20 protein-coding genes and 1 other annotated feature are annotated in these 18,336 nt (G+C 41.4%); all 20 genes read left to right on the top strand.

Annotated features, from left to right (window positions below; genetic code table 11):
• Positions 1-192 precede the first annotated feature (192 nt).
• Positions 193-999, top strand: a complete 807-nt coding sequence (locus BLR82_RS02685) for a cell division protein FtsQ/DivIB (protein WP_074597452.1) — start codon at positions 193-195, stop codon at positions 997-999.
• Complete coding sequence (locus BLR82_RS02680) at positions 983-1,687, top strand: DUF881 domain-containing protein (protein ID WP_074597451.1); 705 nt, start codon at positions 983-985, stop codon at positions 1,685-1,687. Before BLR82_RS02685 ends, BLR82_RS02680 begins: the two co-directional genes overlap by 17 nt.
• A gap of 2 nt (positions 1,688-1,689) precedes the next feature.
• Complete coding sequence (locus BLR82_RS02675; RefSeq protein WP_083334676.1) at positions 1,690-2,403, top strand: DUF881 domain-containing protein; 714 nt, start codon at positions 1,690-1,692, stop codon at positions 2,401-2,403.
• On the top strand, positions 2,403-2,771 hold the full coding sequence (locus tag BLR82_RS02670; RefSeq protein WP_074597450.1) for a small basic family protein: 369 nt from the start codon (positions 2,403-2,405) through the stop codon (positions 2,769-2,771). The genes BLR82_RS02675 and BLR82_RS02670 overlap by 1 nt, the downstream gene beginning before the upstream one ends.
• 298 nt (positions 2,772-3,069) lie before the next feature.
• Positions 3,070-4,353 (top strand): cell division protein FtsA, encoded by a 1,284-nt coding sequence (ftsA, locus tag BLR82_RS02665; protein ID WP_074597449.1) that lies wholly within the window; start codon positions 3,070-3,072, stop codon positions 4,351-4,353.
• A gap of 69 nt (positions 4,354-4,422) precedes the next feature.
• Positions 4,423-5,559 carry a cell division protein FtsZ gene (ftsZ, locus tag BLR82_RS02660; protein ID WP_074597448.1) on the top strand — a complete coding sequence of 379 codons (1,137 nt, stop codon included), beginning with the start codon at positions 4,423-4,425 and terminating at the stop codon, positions 5,557-5,559.
• A 224-nt stretch (positions 5,560-5,783) separates the two neighbouring features.
• On the top strand, positions 5,784-6,704 hold the full coding sequence (gene spoIIGA, locus BLR82_RS02655) for a sigma-E processing peptidase SpoIIGA (RefSeq protein ID WP_074597447.1): 921 nt from the start codon (positions 5,784-5,786) through the stop codon (positions 6,702-6,704).
• A gap of 25 nt (positions 6,705-6,729) precedes the next feature.
• A complete protein-coding gene (sigE, locus tag BLR82_RS02650) occupies positions 6,730-7,449 on the top strand; it encodes an RNA polymerase sporulation sigma factor SigE (RefSeq protein WP_074597446.1) in 720 nt (239 codons plus the stop codon).
• Positions 7,450-7,573: 124 nt separating this feature from the next.
• A complete protein-coding gene (gene sigG / locus BLR82_RS02645; RefSeq protein ID WP_026771388.1) occupies positions 7,574-8,353 on the top strand; it encodes an RNA polymerase sporulation sigma factor SigG in 780 nt (259 codons plus the stop codon).
• Between the two features lie 317 nt (positions 8,354-8,670).
• Positions 8,671-8,937, top strand: coding sequence for a YlmC/YmxH family sporulation protein (locus tag BLR82_RS02640; RefSeq protein WP_074597445.1), 267 nt, complete (start codon positions 8,671-8,673; stop codon positions 8,935-8,937).
• A gap of 65 nt (positions 8,938-9,002) precedes the next feature.
• On the top strand, positions 9,003-9,809 hold the full coding sequence (gene pgeF, locus BLR82_RS02635; RefSeq protein WP_074597444.1) for a peptidoglycan editing factor PgeF: 807 nt from the start codon (positions 9,003-9,005) through the stop codon (positions 9,807-9,809).
• A 20-nt stretch (positions 9,810-9,829) separates the two neighbouring features.
• A complete protein-coding gene (locus tag BLR82_RS02630; RefSeq protein ID WP_074597443.1) occupies positions 9,830-10,504 on the top strand; it encodes a YggS family pyridoxal phosphate-dependent enzyme in 675 nt (224 codons plus the stop codon).
• A 16-nt stretch (positions 10,505-10,520) separates the two neighbouring features.
• Positions 10,521-10,946, top strand: coding sequence for a cell division protein SepF (locus BLR82_RS02625; protein ID WP_026570438.1), 426 nt, complete (start codon positions 10,521-10,523; stop codon positions 10,944-10,946).
• Between the two features lie 5 nt (positions 10,947-10,951).
• Positions 10,952-11,218, top strand: a complete 267-nt coding sequence (locus tag BLR82_RS02620; RefSeq protein WP_074597442.1) for a YggT family protein — start codon at positions 10,952-10,954, stop codon at positions 11,216-11,218.
• Positions 11,219-11,256: 38 nt separating this feature from the next.
• Positions 11,257-12,030 carry a YlmH family RNA-binding protein gene (locus BLR82_RS02615; protein WP_074597441.1) on the top strand — a complete coding sequence of 258 codons (774 nt, stop codon included), beginning with the start codon at positions 11,257-11,259 and terminating at the stop codon, positions 12,028-12,030.
• A gap of 106 nt (positions 12,031-12,136) precedes the next feature.
• Positions 12,137-12,652 (top strand): DivIVA domain-containing protein, encoded by a 516-nt coding sequence (locus BLR82_RS02610; RefSeq protein ID WP_074597440.1) that lies wholly within the window; start codon positions 12,137-12,139, stop codon positions 12,650-12,652.
• Positions 12,653-12,725: 73 nt separating this feature from the next.
• Positions 12,726-12,945 (top strand) — a binding site (T-box leader).
• Between the two features lie 92 nt (positions 12,946-13,037).
• The gene (gene ileS, locus BLR82_RS02605) at positions 13,038-15,797 is read left to right on the top strand and encodes an isoleucine--tRNA ligase (protein ID WP_074597439.1); all 2,760 of its coding nucleotides are present in this window, start codon (positions 13,038-13,040) and stop codon (positions 15,795-15,797) included.
• Positions 15,798-16,115: 318 nt separating this feature from the next.
• A complete protein-coding gene (lspA, locus tag BLR82_RS02600) occupies positions 16,116-16,583 on the top strand; it encodes a signal peptidase II (RefSeq protein WP_074597438.1) in 468 nt (155 codons plus the stop codon).
• Positions 16,580-17,485 (top strand): RluA family pseudouridine synthase, encoded by a 906-nt coding sequence (locus tag BLR82_RS02595; RefSeq protein ID WP_074597437.1) that lies wholly within the window; start codon positions 16,580-16,582, stop codon positions 17,483-17,485. The genes lspA and BLR82_RS02595 overlap by 4 nt, the downstream gene beginning before the upstream one ends.
• 221 nt (positions 17,486-17,706) lie before the next feature.
• A complete protein-coding gene (gene pyrR, locus BLR82_RS02590) occupies positions 17,707-18,249 on the top strand; it encodes a bifunctional pyr operon transcriptional regulator/uracil phosphoribosyltransferase PyrR (protein WP_074598242.1) in 543 nt (180 codons plus the stop codon).
• Positions 18,250-18,336 lie beyond the last annotated feature (87 nt).

Genomic DNA, 18,336 nt, shown 5'->3' with positions numbered 1-18,336 from the left:
TATTGGGTGAAGTAGCAGATTTGTGACGAAAGTATCACCTTAAAACATAACGAAGCATTCGGAAAATATGATATAATTTTAGCAGAAACAACCATCACGGCATCCTAAATGTCGTTTGTTTATGTTTCAGTTTTAAAACCCCATTTATGTTGTTTCGTCAACGCATCTTTAATTTGTAAAGGAAGATAAAAAATGAGTCGAAAAAAAGTAGTGTCCATAGAAGACCGAATACCGAAGCTGAAACAAGCACGTAAGAAAAAAGCGAACCGCCGATTGATTTTTTATCTTTCTATTTTCTTTGTTTTAATTTCCATCGTAGTCTATTTGCAATCACCATTAAGCCAAGTTCGTCATGTTCTCATAAATGGAAACCAGTACATAGACAGCCAAGAAGTAAAAACGTTGAGTGGGTTGTCGACCAAAGACAACTTTTGGAATGTGGACAAACAAGCTGTAAGCGACAAGATTCAAGAACATCCGGTCATTAGAAAAGCGGAAGTGGAAAGGAGATTTCCGACAACTATCCAAATAGAAATAAAGGAATATAATAGGGTAGGATACGTAATGGAAGACGGTGCCTATTATCCGGTTTTGGAGAATGGAAAAAGTCTCAAGCAGGAAAAAATGAAAATAGCAAAAGGAGATGCTCCTCTACTGTCCGGCTTCACGAAGGAAACGTATTTGCAGGAAATGACGAAAGAACTCCAGCGTCTGCCCACGAGCATTGTTAGGCTGATTTCGGAAATCAATTGGGAACCGACAGAGGAAAATCCTTATAAAATCACTCTTTTTATGAATGACGGCTATGAAGTCGAAGGAACGATTCGTAACTTTTCTGCGAAAATGAAAGCTTATCCTTCCATCGTGGCACAATTGGAGCCTGGAAGTGAAGGAATCATCCATATAGGAGTGGGAGCTTACTTTGAATCCTATCAACAAGAGGAAGATCAAGAAGATCAGGTAACAGAAGAAGGTGATCAGGATGAAGCTGAGGGGTAGGCATGTCATTCTGTCGTTGGTTCTACTCGTTTCCGGTTTCTTAGTAGCCATTAGTTACGAACATACCAAGCAGGATTCGAAAGTAGTACAGCTCAATGATCAGGAGTGGGAAAAGGATTATTACTATCGACAACAGCTGATTAATCTGGAAGAAAAAAATCGGGAATTGAAACAGGATTTGGAAAACAAACGAAAAGAGATACAAAATCTTGAAGAAGAGTTGGGTGGGCAAACCGAAACAATCGACAATTATGTCGATCGTAAATTGGAATTGCAAATGATTACCGGAGAGTTACCTGTTACCGGAAGAGGAGTCCGGATAACCTTAAGTGATTCCGACTATGTACCTTCGGAAGAAAACGCCAATCAATATATTGTTCATGAACGCCACATTCATCGGGTAGTAAACGAATTACTTAGTGCGGGGGCAGAAGCGGTTTCTATAAATGGCCAACGCGTATTTCGGGACAGTTTTATAAATTGTGTTGGTCCGGTTATTTCTGTAGATGGGGTTACCCATCCTGCTCCTTTTACCATTTCGGCAATTGGGGACCAGGAAGTCATGTACTCAAGCATTAATTTAACCGATGGCCTTGTAGATGAATTGATCAGTGACAATATTGAAGTGGAAATGGAAAAAATGGAAAACATCCAGATGAGTGCAAGAGTCGACCAGGAAAGGGGATAACAGTGAGATTCAAACACAAATTAATTATTTCCCTTGTTTTTGGCCTGATCGGCCTAATGGTTGCCATTCAATTCCAAACAAATCGGGAACCCGACGAGCGGGATACAAGAGATTTATGGGAAGTTAGGTCGCAGCTGCAAGAAGAGCAGAAGTTTCAGCAGAATCTTTATCAGCAAATAAGAGATGCAGAACAGACAATTGATCAGTACGAGGCAAACTCTGAATCTGAAAAGGTTCAAACGTTAAAGAATTCATTGGAAAATTTGAGGAGCGAAGCGGGTTTGACGGATTTAAAAGAACCAGGAATCATTATTGACATTTCGCCAATCTTTGTTGAAAAAGAGGGTGGGCAGCCATACCCTGCCATCGCTCCGGATTTGCTCAACCGCCTGATCAACGAGCTGAATACATACGGCGCGACAGATATTCAGGTAGCAAATGAGCGGATTGTCGATGTAACACCGGTACGCTCGGTTAACGGAGAAACGTATGTCAATAACCATCCATTGCCTTCTGTTCCACTGGAAATAAAAGTGTTGGCGGCAAATCCTGAAAAGCTAAAGGATTATATGGAAGTTAGCCATTCCAAGGACGACTTTGCCATAGAAAATCTCGATATGGAAATAAGATATGAAGAACAGGTCCACTTAACTGGTTATCAGGAACCTTTCCAAATCGAATCCATGCGAGTGTTGGAAGAAACGGGTGATGAGTAATGTGGCTTCCTATATTATTTTTGATTATCGGTATAGGATTGGGCTTGCTTACAGATATCCGCATTCCTGAAATGTACGCGGATTATTTGTCTATTGCCGTATTGGCAGCATTTGATACACTGTTCGGTGGAATAAGGGCTTACTTAGAGGAGAAATTCGATGAAAAAGTTTTTTTGAGTGGTTTCTTCTTTAATATTTTGCTCGCGGCACTTCTTGCGTTTATAGGTGTCCAGTTGGGGATCGATTTATATTTAGCCGCAGTTTTTGCATTCGGTGTACGGTTGTTTCAAAATATCGCGGCAATCAGACGATTTGTCATCGATAAAAAATATATCTCAAAGAAATTGGCAAAGTGGCGAAGAAAATAACAGGAATTCGCTGCTATCTGTAGAATATGGTAGTAGTTAAACGAGTTTATCTTCGTAGTAGAATGGGAATATAAGCTAAGTTGGCTATTTAGATGGTTGCCGCCACCTTTAGATGCTGATTTTTATTTTATTGATAATTTTTATTGATAACAGTCCCCAGATAGCTTAAAATTTCCATATACTTTACTGTCAAGAAATGTTTTACTTAATAAGAGAGCTTATTTTCTTTGTAAAAAATAAAATTGTTCGATAAGATGTGAATTATTCAAAATGTTTTAGACTGGGAGGTGCCTTTCTTTTGAACAACAGCGAAATATTAGTCAGCTTGGATATAGGTACATCGAAAATTAAAGTGATAATTGGGGAAGTGCTTAACGATTCCTTGAATATAATAGGCGTCGGTACAGCAGCATCCAATGGAATGAAAAAAGGTGCCATCGTCGATATAGATCAAACGGTGCAATCGATAAAAACGGCTGTTGAGCAAGCAGAACGAATGGTAGATATGCATATTGACCGGGTCGTTGTCGGCATTAATGGCAACCATATTCAATTGCAGCCATGCCATGGAGTAGTCGCAGTTTCAAGTGAAAATAGGGAAATAGGCAATGAAGACATCGGCAGAGTAATTGACGCAGCACAAGTAATTTCGATTCCTCCTGAGAGAGAGATCATTGATGTAGTACCGAAACAGTTCATTGTAGATGGCCTGGATGAAATAAATGATCCACGGGGAATGATAGGTGTTAGGCTGGAAATGGAAGGAACGATCATTACTTGCTCAAGGACTTTGTTACATAATATTTTGAAATGTGTGGAAAGAGCCAACCTCGAAGTGCTTGATATTTGTCTACAACCGTTGGCTGCCGGTTCGATTGCACTTTCCAAAGACGAAAAGAATCTGGGAGTGGCATTGATTGATGTAGGCGGCGGAAGCACAACGGTTTCTGTATTTGAAAATGACCATCTAGTAGCCACGAGTGTCATTGCATTGGGCGGAGACAATATAACCAAGGACTTGTCCATTGGACTCCGTACTTCATCTGAGGAAGCTGAACAAATTAAATTGAATTATGGACATGCTTTTTTTGATGACGCACGAGAAGAGGAAACGTTTGATGCAACAATTATCGGCAGCAATCAAAAACAAACATTTAATCAACTGCAGATATCTGATATGATTGAAGCTAGATTAGAAGAAATTTATGCATATGCTGAAAGAGAAATCAGAAAAAGGGGATACAGAGAGCTAGCAGGCGGATATGTCCTAACCGGTGGAACAATCAGCGTCCCAGGTGCATTGGAGCTTGCCCAGGATGTATACCAATCCAACGTTCGTATTGCTATACCAGACTACATAGGTGTAAGAGAATCGCAATTCACCTGTGGCGTTGGTATCTTGAAGTTTGCATACAACAATGCGAAAATACAAGGAAAAGAGATTTCTGCTTCGGTTCAGCCAGCTGAGCATGATGTACCTAAGCAGACGAAACAGAAACGGGCAGTAAAGCAAAAGGATACATCGTCTAACAATAAAAAAGAATCCGGAATCGCTAATTTGTTTAAATACTTCTTTGATTAAACAAGCGTTCCCTTACAGAATCTATAACTTCGATGAATCTTGTAATCTTGCAAAATAGGAGGAACGAAAATGTTAGAGTTTGATACAAATATGGACCAGCTTGCAACGATCAAAGTAATCGGTGTAGGCGGAGGCGGAAGCAACGCGGTCAACCGTATGATTGAGCATGGAGTGGAAGGTGTAGAATTCATCGCTGTCAATACGGATGCCCAGGCGTTGAATTTATCAAAAGCAGAAGTAAAGATGCAGATAGGATCAAAATTGACTCGCGGGCTGGGAGCTGGTGCCAATCCGGAAGTAGGAAGAAAAGCAGCAGAAGAAAGTAAGGAACAGTTAGAAGAAGTCCTTCAAGGTGCTGACATGGTGTTTGTTACTGCTGGTATGGGCGGTGGAACTGGGACAGGCGCAGCTCCGGTTATTGCACAGGTAGCTAAGGAAATCGGTGCACTGACTGTCGGTGTTGTGACGCGGCCTTTCAGTTTTGAGGGCCGAAGACGTTCTACGCAGGCAGTTAGTGGGATCGATGCATTGAAAAGTAATGTCGATACATTAATTGTGATTCCAAACGATCGTCTATTGGAAATTGTCGACAAGAATACGCCGATGTTGGAAGCATTCAGAGAGGCAGATAATGTTCTTCGCCAAGGTGTTCAAGGCATTTCCGACTTAATTGCCAAACCAGGGTTGATCAATGTTGACTTTGCCGATGTTAAAACAATCATGTATGACAAAGGGTCTGCATTAATGGGAATCGGTGTGGCAACAGGTGAAAATAGAGCGACTGAAGCTGCAAAGAAGGCCATATCTTCTCCGCTGCTTGAAACATCTATTGATGGCGCGCATGGAGTACTAATGAATATTACCGGTGGAGCTAATTTAAGCCTGTATGAAGTACAAGAGGCAGCAGATTTGGTTACTTCTGCTGCGGATCAGGAAGTAAACGTTATTTTTGGTTCTGTAATTAATGAGGAGTTAAAGGATGAAATCGTTGTGACCGTTATTGCAACCGGGTTTGACGAATCGCAGTTGAAAGCCAATCAACCAAAACAACGTCCTGCGGTCAACAATCAGACTCAGCCTGCCGGCGGTGAAAATCGAAAAGAGGAACCTCGCCGTGAAACCCCTGTGCAAGGCCAGCAGGTAAAACAGGAAGAAGATACGTTGGATATTCCTACATTTTTACGGAATAGAAATCGTAGAAGATAAGTATTACCAAAACCCTTCAAGTATGAAATGCTTGAAGGGTTTTTTATGTTTTAAACACAAGTTTCAAATCATCTTGGCTATTTTTAAAGAAATCATTTTGACAAAATCACTGATAAATTCTGAAAATAAGTTGTTATTATGGTTCAAGAAATGACAGACTTCTATTTTCCAGTTCGTTATACTTGCTACAAGTCCTGATTGGTAGATTGAAAGGAAGAGAAAAGGTGACAATCTATTTAGATGCCGTATGGCTTTTGAATTTTATGTTGGATTGGATGATTTTATTACTAACCCACTATGTAGCCAAAAAACCACATAATCGTTTACGGCTCATTCTAGGGGCTTTTGTAGCCTCCATTCTAGTCCCGCTTACTATATATTACCCGGATTCTTTTCTTTCTGCCTGGTGGGGGAAAGGTCTTTATTCCCTGTTGATCGTCTGGACAGCATTTGGCTGGTATAATGCCAGTTCGTTTCGAAATTGTTTGGTATGGTTCTACTTCGTTTCGTTTATTCTTGGAGGTAGTTTGATTGCTCTCCACTTTTTGATTGGGCAACAAGTACTTGCATCCTCCAGCGGATTGCTGACATTTAAGACTGGATTTGGAGACCAGGTAAGCTGGCTTTTTGTATTAATCGGCTTTCCTTGTGTCTGGTGGTTTACAAAGAACCGTATGGACAAGCACGCATTTGAGAAACTTCAGTTGGATCATATTTTCTCTATTTCTTTAACGTTCCGTGGTAAAAGAATATCAGCTAAGGGTTACATGGATAGTGGAAATTCACTCGTTGATCCAGTAACAAAGGAGCCTGTCATCATTTGCGAACAATCTCTGCTACTTCATTGGTTCAGTGAAGAAGAACTTGCTGCTTTTCAAGAGGTGCAGGAAAACCTGCAGTTAGAGAAGCTTCCACAGGCTTGGGAGGACAAAATACGCTTGGTCCCATACCAGGGTGTCGGTGGAAGGAGTACATTCATGCTTGTCTTCAGGCCGGACTTAATCGAAACCTATTATGAAAATAAACAAATTGTCACAAGCAGGATACTTATTGGCATGCAGTTTGGAAGCCTTGCGACAGATGGCAGTTATCACTGTCTCCTGCATCCAGGCATTCTTAAATATTCAACAGCAACATCTGCTTAAATATCGTAAAAAGGAGAGGATAAAGATGGGGAACTGGAAGTTGAAGCTGCAATTATGGTGGTATAAACTACTTATCAAACTTCGAGTAAAATCAAAAGAAGTTTACTATATTGGTGGTAATGAGGCGTTACCGCCGCCGCTCAGCAAGGAAGAAGAACACGAATTATTAAAGCGGCTGCCTGTTGGAGATAAAGCAGCAAGGGCAATGCTAATTGAACGAAACCTACGACTTGTCGTTTATATTGCAAGAAAGTTCGAAAATACCGGTATCAATATTGAAGACTTGATCAGTATTGGGACCATCGGCCTTATTAAAGCTGTCAACACATTCAATCCGGAAAAAAAGATAAAACTTGCTACATACGCTTCCCGTTGTATTGAAAATGAAATACTCATGTATTTGCGCAGGAACAACAAATTAAAAACAGAAATTTCTTTTGATGAACCGCTTAACATTGACTGGGATGGCAATGAACTTTTGTTATCCGATGTTCTTGGGACGGATGAGGATATCACTACTAAAGACCTTGATGCCAATGTAGACAAGAATTTACTTCGAAGCGCCCTGGAACAACTGAATGAACGTGAGAAACAAATCATGGAATTGAGGTTTGGTCTTATAGGCGAAGAAGAAAAAACACAAAAGGATGTGGCCGATATGCTCGGAATATCCCAATCGTATATTTCTCGTTTGGAAAAGAAAATTATTAGCAGGTTGAAGAAAGAATTTAATAAAATGGTCTGAAGCTTTGGGAGCGTTGTACTAAAACGCTATCAGGCGCTGTTGGCCACTGAGCTGACTGCATAAAAATCCTCTCTGGGGAGATACTGTTCCATGAATAGCATCTCCAACAGGGAGGATAAGGCATATGACAAGACATAAAGTAGAAATTTGCGGAGTAGACACATCAACATTACCTGTTCTGAAAAATGATGAAATGCGGATTCTTTTCAAGAAAATGCAGGCAGGAGACCTTGCTGCTAGAGAGGAATTGGTCAATGGCAATTTACGGCTGGTCTTAAGCGTCATTCAACGGTTTAATAACCGTGGTGAATATGGAGATGATTTATTTCAAGTGGGCTGTATCGGCTTGATGAAATCCATTGATAATTTTGACCTTGGCCAAAATGTAAAATTTTCAACTTATGCAGTACCGATGATTATCGGCGAAATCAGAAGATACTTAAGAGATAACAACCCGATTCGGGTATCAAGGTCTTTGCGCGATATAGCTTATAAAGCGCTACAAGTAAGAGAAAAATTGATCAGCAAGACTTCCAAAGAGCCTACACCTATGGAAATCGCAGAAGAAATGGGGATCTCTCATTCTGAAATTGTTTTTGCCATGGATGCCATCCAGGATCCCGTCTCTTTGTTCGAACCGATTTATAATGATGGCGGTGATCCAATCTTTGTGATGGATCAATTAAGCGATAATAAAGATAAGGACAGCACCTGGCTGGATAACCTTTCGTTGAAAGAGGGCATGCAGCGACTGAATGAAAGAGAAAAGATGATTCTAAACAAACGTTTTTTTCAAGGGAAAACACAAATGGAGGTAGCAGAGGAAATTGGTATTTCGCAAGCGCAGGTTTCCCGCCTCGAGAAAGCTGCCATTCAGGAAATGAACAAAGAAATGTTTGAATGAGTATGTCGGCTTTGTTGTGTACAAGCTATAATCTATACTTGAATCAGGATCTTTCTTCACTGACAAAAATATTAAGAAAATCATCAGCAAAAATCAAAATTGCTGATGATTTTTTGTTTGAAATTTTTTTCAAGCGCTTTGTTGTTGTCTACATAAACGGTAAGCAATACTCTCACGGCTTCCTTCTATCCTCAACTAGAAGTAGTGGTATAGTGCGCTGCTATATATTGAAAAAGAGGAGATAAGACAAACAGCCAATTTTTCCGAAAAACATGCCCTATTCTTGCATATAGTAGATAGAAAAGGCAGGTGTAAGCATGATCACACTTTCAGAACTGCAGATCAAAGATGTGATTGTTGTAGATGACGGTAAAAGGCTTGGCAACATTACCGATCTGGAAATCGATGTGGATCGCGGCAAGATCACGTTTCTCGTAATTGGATTAAAAGGAAAAATGATGGGGCTTTTCGGTAAGGAAGAAGAAGTAGTGATACCATGGGAAAGTATTGTGACGATTGGATCAGATGTTATTCTCGTCAAAAAGCAGAAAGAACCGACTTTATACACTGAAAAAAATGAATAATGTCAAACATCAGCAAAAAATCTTGCAAATATGATAAAATGAATGAAAAAATAAGGAGGAGAATGATGAAAGACCCCTTTCAACTCTCAGAGGAATCGGTACTTTCAATTGGGGACTGGCATGCACAAGCGCCAGGATTGAAAGCAGGATTCACTACAAGGCAAGGCGGGGAGAGCTTCCCTCCTTACGACACTTTTAATTTAGGATTACATGTGAAAGATAATCCGGATGCCGTCATAGCTAATAGACAAAAATTAGCTGATAAAACAGGTTTTCCTTTGAATGACTGGGTTGCTGCCCAGCAAATTCATGGAACAGAAGTTGCAATCATTACAGAAGCAGATAAAGGTAAAGGATCTCAGGCCCAAGCTGATGCTATCATAAATGTAGACGGTTTAGTTACGAAACAAAAGGGTATTCTTTGTACAGCTTTCTTTGCAGATTGTGTACCACTTTATTTTTTTGATCCTTCGACTAGTTGGATTGGAATTGCCCACGCAGGTTGGAGGGGAACGGTCAACGGGATGGCTGAGAAAATGGTTTCTGTTTTGAAGGGAAACGGTGTTCAACCAGATACGCTTTTGGCAGCAATCGGACCGTCTATCAACGTTGCAGCTTATCAAGTGGACGATAAGGTGATCAATTTGGTACCAAACGGCTTGAAGGATGAGGTAGTACACAAGGAAGAGTCAGGAACTTTTTTGGACTTGCAGCGATTAAATGAATTGCTTCTGCAGCGGGCCGGATTGCCTCCTGAAAATATCAAAAGGAGCAGGCTTTGTACCTTTGAAGAAAGCGAGTTATTTTTTTCACACCGAAGAGAAGAGGGGAAAACTGGCAGGATGCTGGGTTTCATCGGTTGGCAAGATTAAGCGGGAAAGGAGTTATTTTTTTGGATGTAGCAACGAATTTAGAGCAAATTCAGCAAAACATTGGTGAAGCTTGCCGGAAGGCTGGTCGTAAAGAAGAGGAAATCACACTCATCGGAGTGACGAAATATGTTACAATTGAGCGGACGGAAGAAGCCTTGGCAGCGGGGGTCCGTCATTTAGGGGAAAACAGGCTGGAAGGTTTTTCTGAAAAATATAATGCAATCGGTAAGAGGGCCAAGTGGCATTTCATTGGATCATTGCAATCCCGTAAAGTAAAGGATATGATTAATAAGATAGACATGCTGCATTCTCTTGACAGAAATTCTTTGGCAAAAGAAATAAATAAACGAGCTGAAAGAACTGTACCTTGTTTTGTTCAAATCAATACAAGTGGTGAAGCATCGAAACATGGAATCGAACCGGAGCAAGCTCTGGGATTTATCGAGGGACTTGCGCAATATGACAAAATTCAAGTTGTCGGTTTGATGACGATGGCCCCATTTGTAGAAGACGAAACGATCATCAGGCAAACCTTCCGCACGTTGAAGATGCTGCGCGACGAAGTAAAGCAAAAAGATTATCAGCACGCACCTTGTCGTTACCTATCCATGGGAATGAGCAACGATTACCAGTTGGCCATAGAAGAAGGCGCGACCCACATTAGAATTGGTTCTAAGCTTGTCGGCCAAAAATAGCTCGAGGTGAAAAAGAATGAGTTTTAAAAACAAATTAAAAACGTTTTTTACATTGGATGATGAATACGAATATATCGAGGAAGAGGAAGAATTGGAGGTTCCGGAGGCTGCTTCCCAGCAAAAAGGGCAGGGACAGAATGTCGTGAGCTTGAAAAGTGTACAGCCTGCATCCAAGGTAGTACTCTTGGAACCACGTACATACAGTGAAGCGCAGGAAATCGCTGATAATATTGTCAATCGCAGAGCAGTGGTGATTAACCTGCAGCGTGTCGACCATAATCAGGCAAAGCGGATTGTCGACTTTTTGAGCGGTACCGTTTATGCTGTGTCCGGAGACATCCAAAAACTAGGCAGTCATACATTCCTCTGTACGCCGGATAATGTCGATGTCTCCGGTACGATTTCAGATATGTTTGAAGAAGATTTAGACAAAAGGTGGTAGTCCCAGTGTATCAATTATATACAATACTTTTTTATGCAATTGAAATTTACAGTTTTGCTTTGATTGCCTACATTTTGATGTCATGGTTTCCCGGTGCAAGGGAATCCTCTTTCGGAAGCTTTCTTGCCAAAATATGCGAACCTTATTTGGAGCCGTTCCGGAAAATCATCCCGCCGCTAGGCATGATTGATATTTCACCAATTGTTGCAATCCTGGTACTTAATTTCGCAACAAGAGGGTTGGCAGTATTGTTCGGCTTTGGCGGTTTCTAATCCGCAATAACCACTATTGTAAACAGTTAGGTGACTAAATGGATATTTATCAACACTTTCGGAAGGAAGAACAACCTTTTATTGATCAAGTACTTTCCTGGCAGGAGGAAGTGGAACGCAGTTATCAGCGAAAGGTGACAGATTTTCTCGATCCGCGCGAACAGAAAATTTTCGGTTCTTTGATTGGCGGTAAAGAAGATTTTCGTTGGCATCTATTTGGAGGCAAGCCTTCTGCTGAAAGAAAAAGAGCCATACTTGCCCCTTATTATGAGGAGATAGCACGGCATAATTTCGAGTTAGTACTGCTTGAAGCTGATTATCCAGTTAAATTTGTCAGCCTGGCACATCGTGATGTGATGGGCGCATTTCTTTCCATGGGAATCAAGCGGAAAAAACTCGGTGATCTAATTGTCAAGGATGGGCTTATCCAAATTATAACGGCAGCTGAAATAGCGCCGTATGTCAAAATGAATTTGACCAACATAAAAAATGCCGGTGTCCGTTTTGAAGATGTATCATTTGACCGTTTGATGGAGAAAGAGGAGCAATGGCAGGAAAAAAATATGACGGTAGCTTCTCTGCGTCTGGATGTACTGGTAAAAGAAATTTATCAAGTTTCACGGCAAACAGCTGTGCAGTTCATCGAAAAAGGATTAGTGAAAGTCAACTTCCGTGTCGTTGACACCCCGGCTTTTATGTTGGAACAGGGCGACTTGTTGTCCCTGAGAGGTAAAGGCAGAAGTCATGTAAAGGAAATTCATGGACGTAGTAAAAAAGAGAAATGGAAAATCACAGCGGAAATCTTGAAATAAGCAAAAAACATGCAGGATTTCCCTCGATTTTGTCGAATTTCTCAATTACAGTATTGCGCACTTTTTTGTTTTCTTAAATTATTCTAACAGACAGGAGGTGGCCGATGTGCCATTGACACCGCTAGACATTCATAACAAGGAATTCACTCGAAAATTCAAAGGATATGATGAAGATGAAGTGAATGAATTTCTTGACCAGGTTATCAAGGATTATGAAACGGTCATTCGGGAGAAAAAGGATTTGAAAGAAAGGTTAGACCAGTTAAATGAGCGATTGGGCCATTTTACCAATATTGAGGAAACATTGAACAAATCGATTCTCGTAGCACAGGAAACCGCCGAGGAAGTGAAGGGAAATGCCACAAAAGAATCCAAACTGATCATCAAAGAGGCAGAAAAAAATGCTGATCGGATTATCAATGAGGCATTGCATAAATCCCGTCGTATTGCAATGGAAGTAGAAGAGCTGAAAAAGCAGGCAAAGGTTTTCAGAACCCGGTTAAAAATGCTTGTAGAAGCCCAGCTTGATATGATAGAAAATGATGATTGGGACGGATTGCTGACCACAGAAGTTGATCCGGAAACGGAGTTTGAAAAAGAGGCAGTCGAAAATAATTATTAAACCTTGACGTTTTCATGAATTTTACATATAATTCATAACCATAATGCTACTATTTCTGTAAAATAAATGATTGATAAATACGAAGACAGGGACAGTACAGGAAGATGACTGCTGTATTAGCGATCCGGGGTCGGTGTAAGCCTGGAACAGAGCCTTTCTGGAATATCACCCTTAAGTATCCGCGTTGAAAAAGAGTAGGTGCGGACGTCTTGTTCACGTTACGAATTTTGAGTGGAAGGTTCTTTTAAAGTCCTTCTATAAGGGTGGTACCGCGAGTCCTTCTCGTCCCTTCGGGATGAGAGGGGCTTTTTTGTTTTCCTGCCATTCGTGGATTGTCTAGATTATTGCAGATGGATTTGCACAGCTAACAAGGAGGAAAGAGAATATGGATTATAAACAGACGCTACTCATGCCAAAGACAGCTTTTCCGATGCGGGGCAACCTGCCGAACAAAGAGCCGAAGATGCAGGAAGAATGGGAGCAGGACAAGATATACGAAAAAGTCCAGCAGCGTACGGAAGGAAGACCGCTATTTGTCCTTCATGATGGCCCTCCATACGCTAATGGAGACCTGCATATGGGTCACGCCTTGAATAAGATACTGAAAGATTTTATTGTGAAGTATAAGTCAATGGCAGGCTTTCATGCTCCATATGTTCCCGGTTGGGATACCCATGGATTGCCGATTGAACAGGCTTTGGCAAAAAAGAAAGTCAACCGCAAAAAAATGACGGTCGCTGAATTTAGACAAAAGTGTGCGGAATATGCCTTAAAGCAAGTCGATAACCAGCGGACGCAGTTTAAACAGCTGGGAGTTCGTGGTGATTGGGAAAATCCTTATATTACCTTGAACAAGGATTATGAAGCTGCCCAAATCAAGGTTTTCGGTGAGATGGCGAGAAAGGGATATATATATAAAGGACTTAAGCCGGTTTATTGGTCCCCTTCTTCTGAGTCGGCCCTTGCCGAGGCGGAAATTGAATACCAGGATAAGCGGTCGGCTTCCATTTATGTTGCGTTTGATGTGAAAGACGGAAAAGATCTCCTAAATGGTGATGAGCAATTCATCATTTGGACGACAACTCCATGGACGATCCCTGCAAACCTGGCGATCAGTCTCCATCCCGACTTGGACTATGCGGTAGTGAAAGTAGATGATAACAAGTATGTAATTGCCTATGACATGCTGGAAACTGTTACTCAAGTGCTTGAATGGAACGAACCGGAAGTAGTTCAGACGTTTAAAGGCCGGGATGCGGAGCGCATCGTCACAAAGCATCCATTTTACGACCGTGACTCTCTGGTAGTGCTTGGGGAACATGTCACAACAGAAAGTGGTACAGGGTGTGTACACACTGCACCTGGACACGGAGAAGACGACTTTTATGTAGGCAACAAATATGGTCTTGAAGTGCTTTGTCCAGTTGACGAAAAAGGAAACTTCACCGATGAAGCACCCGGTTTTGAAGGACAATTTTACGATTCTGCCAATAAAGAGATCACGCAAAAGCTGGAGGAAGTGGGTGCCTTATTAAAGCTCGAATTTATTACGCACTCTTATCCACATGACTGGAGAACAAAAAAACCGACTATTTTCCGTGCAACAAATCAATGGTTTGCTTCCATCAAAGATTTTCGCGAAGATATCCTGAGTGAAATTCAACGAATCGACTGGTACCCTGGCTGGGGTGAAACGAGATTGTTCAACATGGTCCGAGATCGGGAAGATTGGTGTATCTCGCGTCAAAGAGCATGGGGGGTTCCCATTCCGGTGTTTTACGGAGAGGACCGCACACCAATCATTACCGAGGAAACGATTGATCATGTCTCCAAATTGTTCCGTCAGCATGGATCGAACATTTGGTTTGAATGGGAGGCTAAAGATCTGCTTCCGGAAGGTTACACTTCCGATCACAGTCCTAACGGAAAGTTCACAAAAGAAACAGATATCATGGATGTATGGTTCGATTCCGGTTCTTCCCATGAAGCTGTATTGAAAGGTCGCCCGGAACTTCAACGTCCTGCAGATGTTTATTTGGAGGGCTCAGACCAATATCGGGGCTGGTTTAATTCCTCCATTTCCACGGCAGTGGCAGTAACTGGAAAGGCGCCATATGAAGCGATTATCAGCCATGGTTTTGCACTGGATGGTCAAGGAAGAAAAATGAGTAAGTCAGTAGGAAATGTAGTCGTTCCTTCTAAAATCATGAAACAGTATGGTGCTGATATTTTAAGATTATGGGTTGCTTCTGTTGATTATCAGGCAGATGTGAGAATTTCAGATGAAATCATCAAGCAAACTTCTGAAGGGTATCGAAAGATTCGTAATACCTTCCGTTTTATGCTTGGAAATCTACAGGATTTTGACCCATCCAATGATAAGGTTTCGTATGCGGACTTAGAAGAAGTTGACCGTTACATGCTGGTTCAATTACAGGAATTGATCGAAAAGGTACGACATGCATATGACCATTATGAATTTTCGACCATCTATAACAATATTCATAATTTCTGCTCGATTTCTTTAAGTTCTTTCTATCTCGATTTTGCCAAAGATGTGCTGTATATTGAATCGGAAAATAACCATAGAAGAAGAAGTATTCAGACCGTCTACCATCAAATTCTGACGGCTTTGGTCAAACTGTTGTCACCGATTATTTCCCATACAGCAGACGAGGTTTGGCAGTATATTCCGGGCACAGTAGCGGAAAGTGTACAATTGACCGATATGCCGCAGCCTGAGCAATTCGAGGGTCAGGAAGAGTTGAAGCAGAAATGGGATCGTTTTATGGACATTCGGGATGATATCCTAAAAGCGTTGGAAGAAGCACGTGCGGAAAAAGTCATCGGGAAATCATTAGAGGCTAACATCCAAGTGGTGCCAAACGACGCTGAAACAAAAGAATTGCTGAATAGTATTGAACACCTACAGCAATTGTTGATTGTTTCCGGTTTGGAAATCCAGGAGAGCAATCCGGAAGCAAAACAATACGACCACGTTTCTGTTCGGGTAGAAAAACATCCAGGGGAGAAATGTGAACGCTGCTGGGTATCTTCTGAGACAGTAGGAGAAGATGAGAAGCATCCTGAGCTTTGTTCCCGCTGTGCAGAGGTTGTAAAAGAGCATTACGCTGATCTCGTTTAATGGAAACATGCGCTAGCATGAACTAGAAAAAGGCAGCTGATATTCGGCTGCCTTTTATTTTGGCTCTTTTTAAACGTAGTGATAGTTTATAATACGGAGAGGAGTATATAAAGCATGGAATATTTTTGACATGACTTCCTTCCATATTTACGGAAGCGTGTTAATCTATTGCTGTGAAAATATTCAACGTTTCTCGTGGGCACATTAGTCGAAGAGGTAAAGATGAAAAGGTAAACAGTAAGCTTATTTTTATACCATCTTGTTTTGTGGTAAACTTTAGTGTGTGTAAAAGACAGCGATAAGAACGGGGGAAGCAGTGTGCAATATTACATACTGGCAGTAATCATTGTCCTGATAGATCAACTTTCAAAATGGTGGATTATCAAGAACATGGAAATAGGCGAGCAATTTCCTGTTATAGAGAATTTTTTCTATATAACCTCCCATCGTAATACCGGTGCCGCATGGGGCATGTTGGAAGGCCAGATGTGGTTCTTTTATATTGTCACAGCCATTGTGGTCTTGTTCGTTATTTATTATATCAGAAAGTTTGCAAGGACTAGCAAATGGATGGGATTGGCATTGGGATTAATTCTTGGTGGGGCGGTCGGTAATTTTATTGACCGCTTGTTCAGGAAAGAGGTTGTCGACTTTTTCGATGTATATTTAGGCAGCTATGACTATCCAATATTCAATGTTGCTGATTCGGCTCTTGTTTGCGGAGTTATTATTGTTTTGATTATGACCTTTGTTGATGAGAAGAAGAAAGGAAGAACTGCAAAATGACGAGTTCCAGTCATACAGTACAAGCTGATCAGATCGGTTTGAGAATTGACAAACTGTTAGCGGATGTTAACGAAGATGCTTCCAGATCACAAGTTCAGGAATGGATAAAAGAAGGACTTGTCTATGTAGATGGAAGCCAGGTTAAAAGCAATCATAAATGCTTGGAAGGAGAAAAAATCTCCTGGGAAGTGCCGGAACCGGGAGAACTGGAAATAACAGCAGAGGATATACCATTGTCCATTGTGTATGAAGACTCGAGTCTCTTAGTGGTAAATAAACCGAAGGGCATGGTTGTTCATCCCTCTGCGGGTCACCACACTGGAACCATGGTGAATGCACTGCTATACCATTGCAATGATTTATCCGGGATCAATGGGGTAATCCGGCCGGGAATCGTGCATCGAATCGATAAGGACACGACCGGACTGCTTGTAGTGGCTAAGAATGACCAGGCTCATTTGTCATTAGCTGAACAATTGAAAGATAAAACCATGTCCCGGAAATACCAGGCGATCGTTCACGGAGATATACAGCATGAATATGGCACGATCGATGCACCGTTGGGAAGAGATCCGAAAGACAGGCAAAAACAAGCTGTAGTAAGGGATGGAAGGTCTGCAGTTACCCATTTTCAAGTTATCGACCGGTTTGGGTCTTTCACTCACGTAGAATGCGTTCTTGAAACCGGACGTACCCATCAAATCAGGGTGCACATGAAATATATCGGTCATCCCCTGGCAGGTGACCCGAAATATGGACCGAGAAAAACACTTGATATCGAGGGGCAGGCCTTGCATGCCGGATTGCTGGGTTTCAGCCATCCGCAAACCGGTGAATGGATGGAGTTTGAGGCTCCATTGCCTGATGAATTACAAACAATTTTAGCGAAGTTAAGAAAATGAGGTTGACAGTGGACGGTTCTTCTGGAATAATCGTTAATAGAAATCAGAGCAGTACAGAATTTTTTACAGCATTCTAAAAGAATAACATCCTTTAAAACAGTCCCGTGAGGCTGGAAAGGAATGGATTAATGATAATGGTTGAAGTATGTCCAAATCCCTTCTTTCCTCTCGTGGAAGAAGGGATTTTTTATGCAATACGATTTTGGCTGGGGGGTTACAAAATGGAAAAAAAAGCTACAGTCTTGGACGATGCAGCAATAGGCAGATCGCTGACAAGAATTGCTCATGAAATATTAGAAAAAAACAAAGGGGTTCAGGGCTTGATTCTTGTCGGAATTAAAACGCGTGGTATCCCGCTGGCAAAGCGTCTTCAGAAAAAAATTGCTCAAATAGAAGGTGTCGAAGTACCAATCGGCGAATTGGATATAACACTTTACCGAGACGATCTTACAAGTGTCGAAGAAAATCGCGAACCTCGTTTAAATGAAACTAAGATTGACGGGGATATTTCCGGAAAAACACTGGTGCTGGTCGATGACGTTCTGTTTACTGGAAGGACCGTCCGGGCAGCGATGGATGCCATAGTCGATCAAGGCAGACCAGAACAAATACAACTGGCTGTGTTGGTTGATAGAGGGCATAGGGAGCTTCCAATCCGAGCTGATTTTATAGGGAAGAACATCCCTACTTCCAAAGAAGAAATAATTGTTGTTGAACTGGATGAAACAGATAGCCAGGATGAAGTAAGTATCTATGAAAAATAATCAATAATAAAATCCAGACCTTTAAATCGAGTCCCGTGAGGCTTGCAAGGTTGCCAAAGGATACGTGTATATTTTCAGCACGTTTAC

The organism is Sediminibacillus halophilus (genome assembly GCF_900103695.1).
Lineage (GTDB): Bacteria > Bacillota > Bacilli > Bacillales > Amphibacillaceae > Sediminibacillus > Sediminibacillus halophilus.
Note: the sequence above shows the minus strand (reverse complement) of the source record. Positions and strands in the feature narration are given on the sequence as shown.

Coding starts and splice junctions, on each gene's coding strand:
- BLR82_RS02685 (WP_074597452.1), top strand. CDS start 193: ATGAGTCGAAAAAAAGTAGTGTCCATAGAAGACCGAATACCGAAGCTG.
- BLR82_RS02680 (WP_074597451.1), top strand. CDS start 983: ATGAAGCTGAGGGGTAGGCATGTCATTCTGTCGTTGGTTCTACTCGTT.
- BLR82_RS02670 (WP_074597450.1), top strand. CDS start 2,403: ATGTGGCTTCCTATATTATTTTTGATTATCGGTATAGGATTGGGCTTG.
- ftsZ (WP_074597448.1), top strand. CDS start 4,423: ATGTTAGAGTTTGATACAAATATGGACCAGCTTGCAACGATCAAAGTA.
- sigE (WP_074597446.1), top strand. CDS start 6,730: ATGGGGAACTGGAAGTTGAAGCTGCAATTATGGTGGTATAAACTACTT.
- sigG (WP_026771388.1), top strand. CDS start 7,574: ATGACAAGACATAAAGTAGAAATTTGCGGAGTAGACACATCAACATTA.
- BLR82_RS02640 (WP_074597445.1), top strand. CDS start 8,671: ATGATCACACTTTCAGAACTGCAGATCAAAGATGTGATTGTTGTAGAT.
- pgeF (WP_074597444.1), top strand. CDS start 9,003: ATGAAAGACCCCTTTCAACTCTCAGAGGAATCGGTACTTTCAATTGGG.
- BLR82_RS02625 (WP_026570438.1), top strand. CDS start 10,521: ATGAGTTTTAAAAACAAATTAAAAACGTTTTTTACATTGGATGATGAA.
- BLR82_RS02615 (WP_074597441.1), top strand. CDS start 11,257: ATGGATATTTATCAACACTTTCGGAAGGAAGAACAACCTTTTATTGAT.
- ileS (WP_074597439.1), top strand. CDS start 13,038: ATGGATTATAAACAGACGCTACTCATGCCAAAGACAGCTTTTCCGATG.
- BLR82_RS02595 (WP_074597437.1), top strand. CDS start 16,580: ATGACGAGTTCCAGTCATACAGTACAAGCTGATCAGATCGGTTTGAGA.
- pyrR (WP_074598242.1), top strand. CDS start 17,707: ATGGAAAAAAAAGCTACAGTCTTGGACGATGCAGCAATAGGCAGATCG.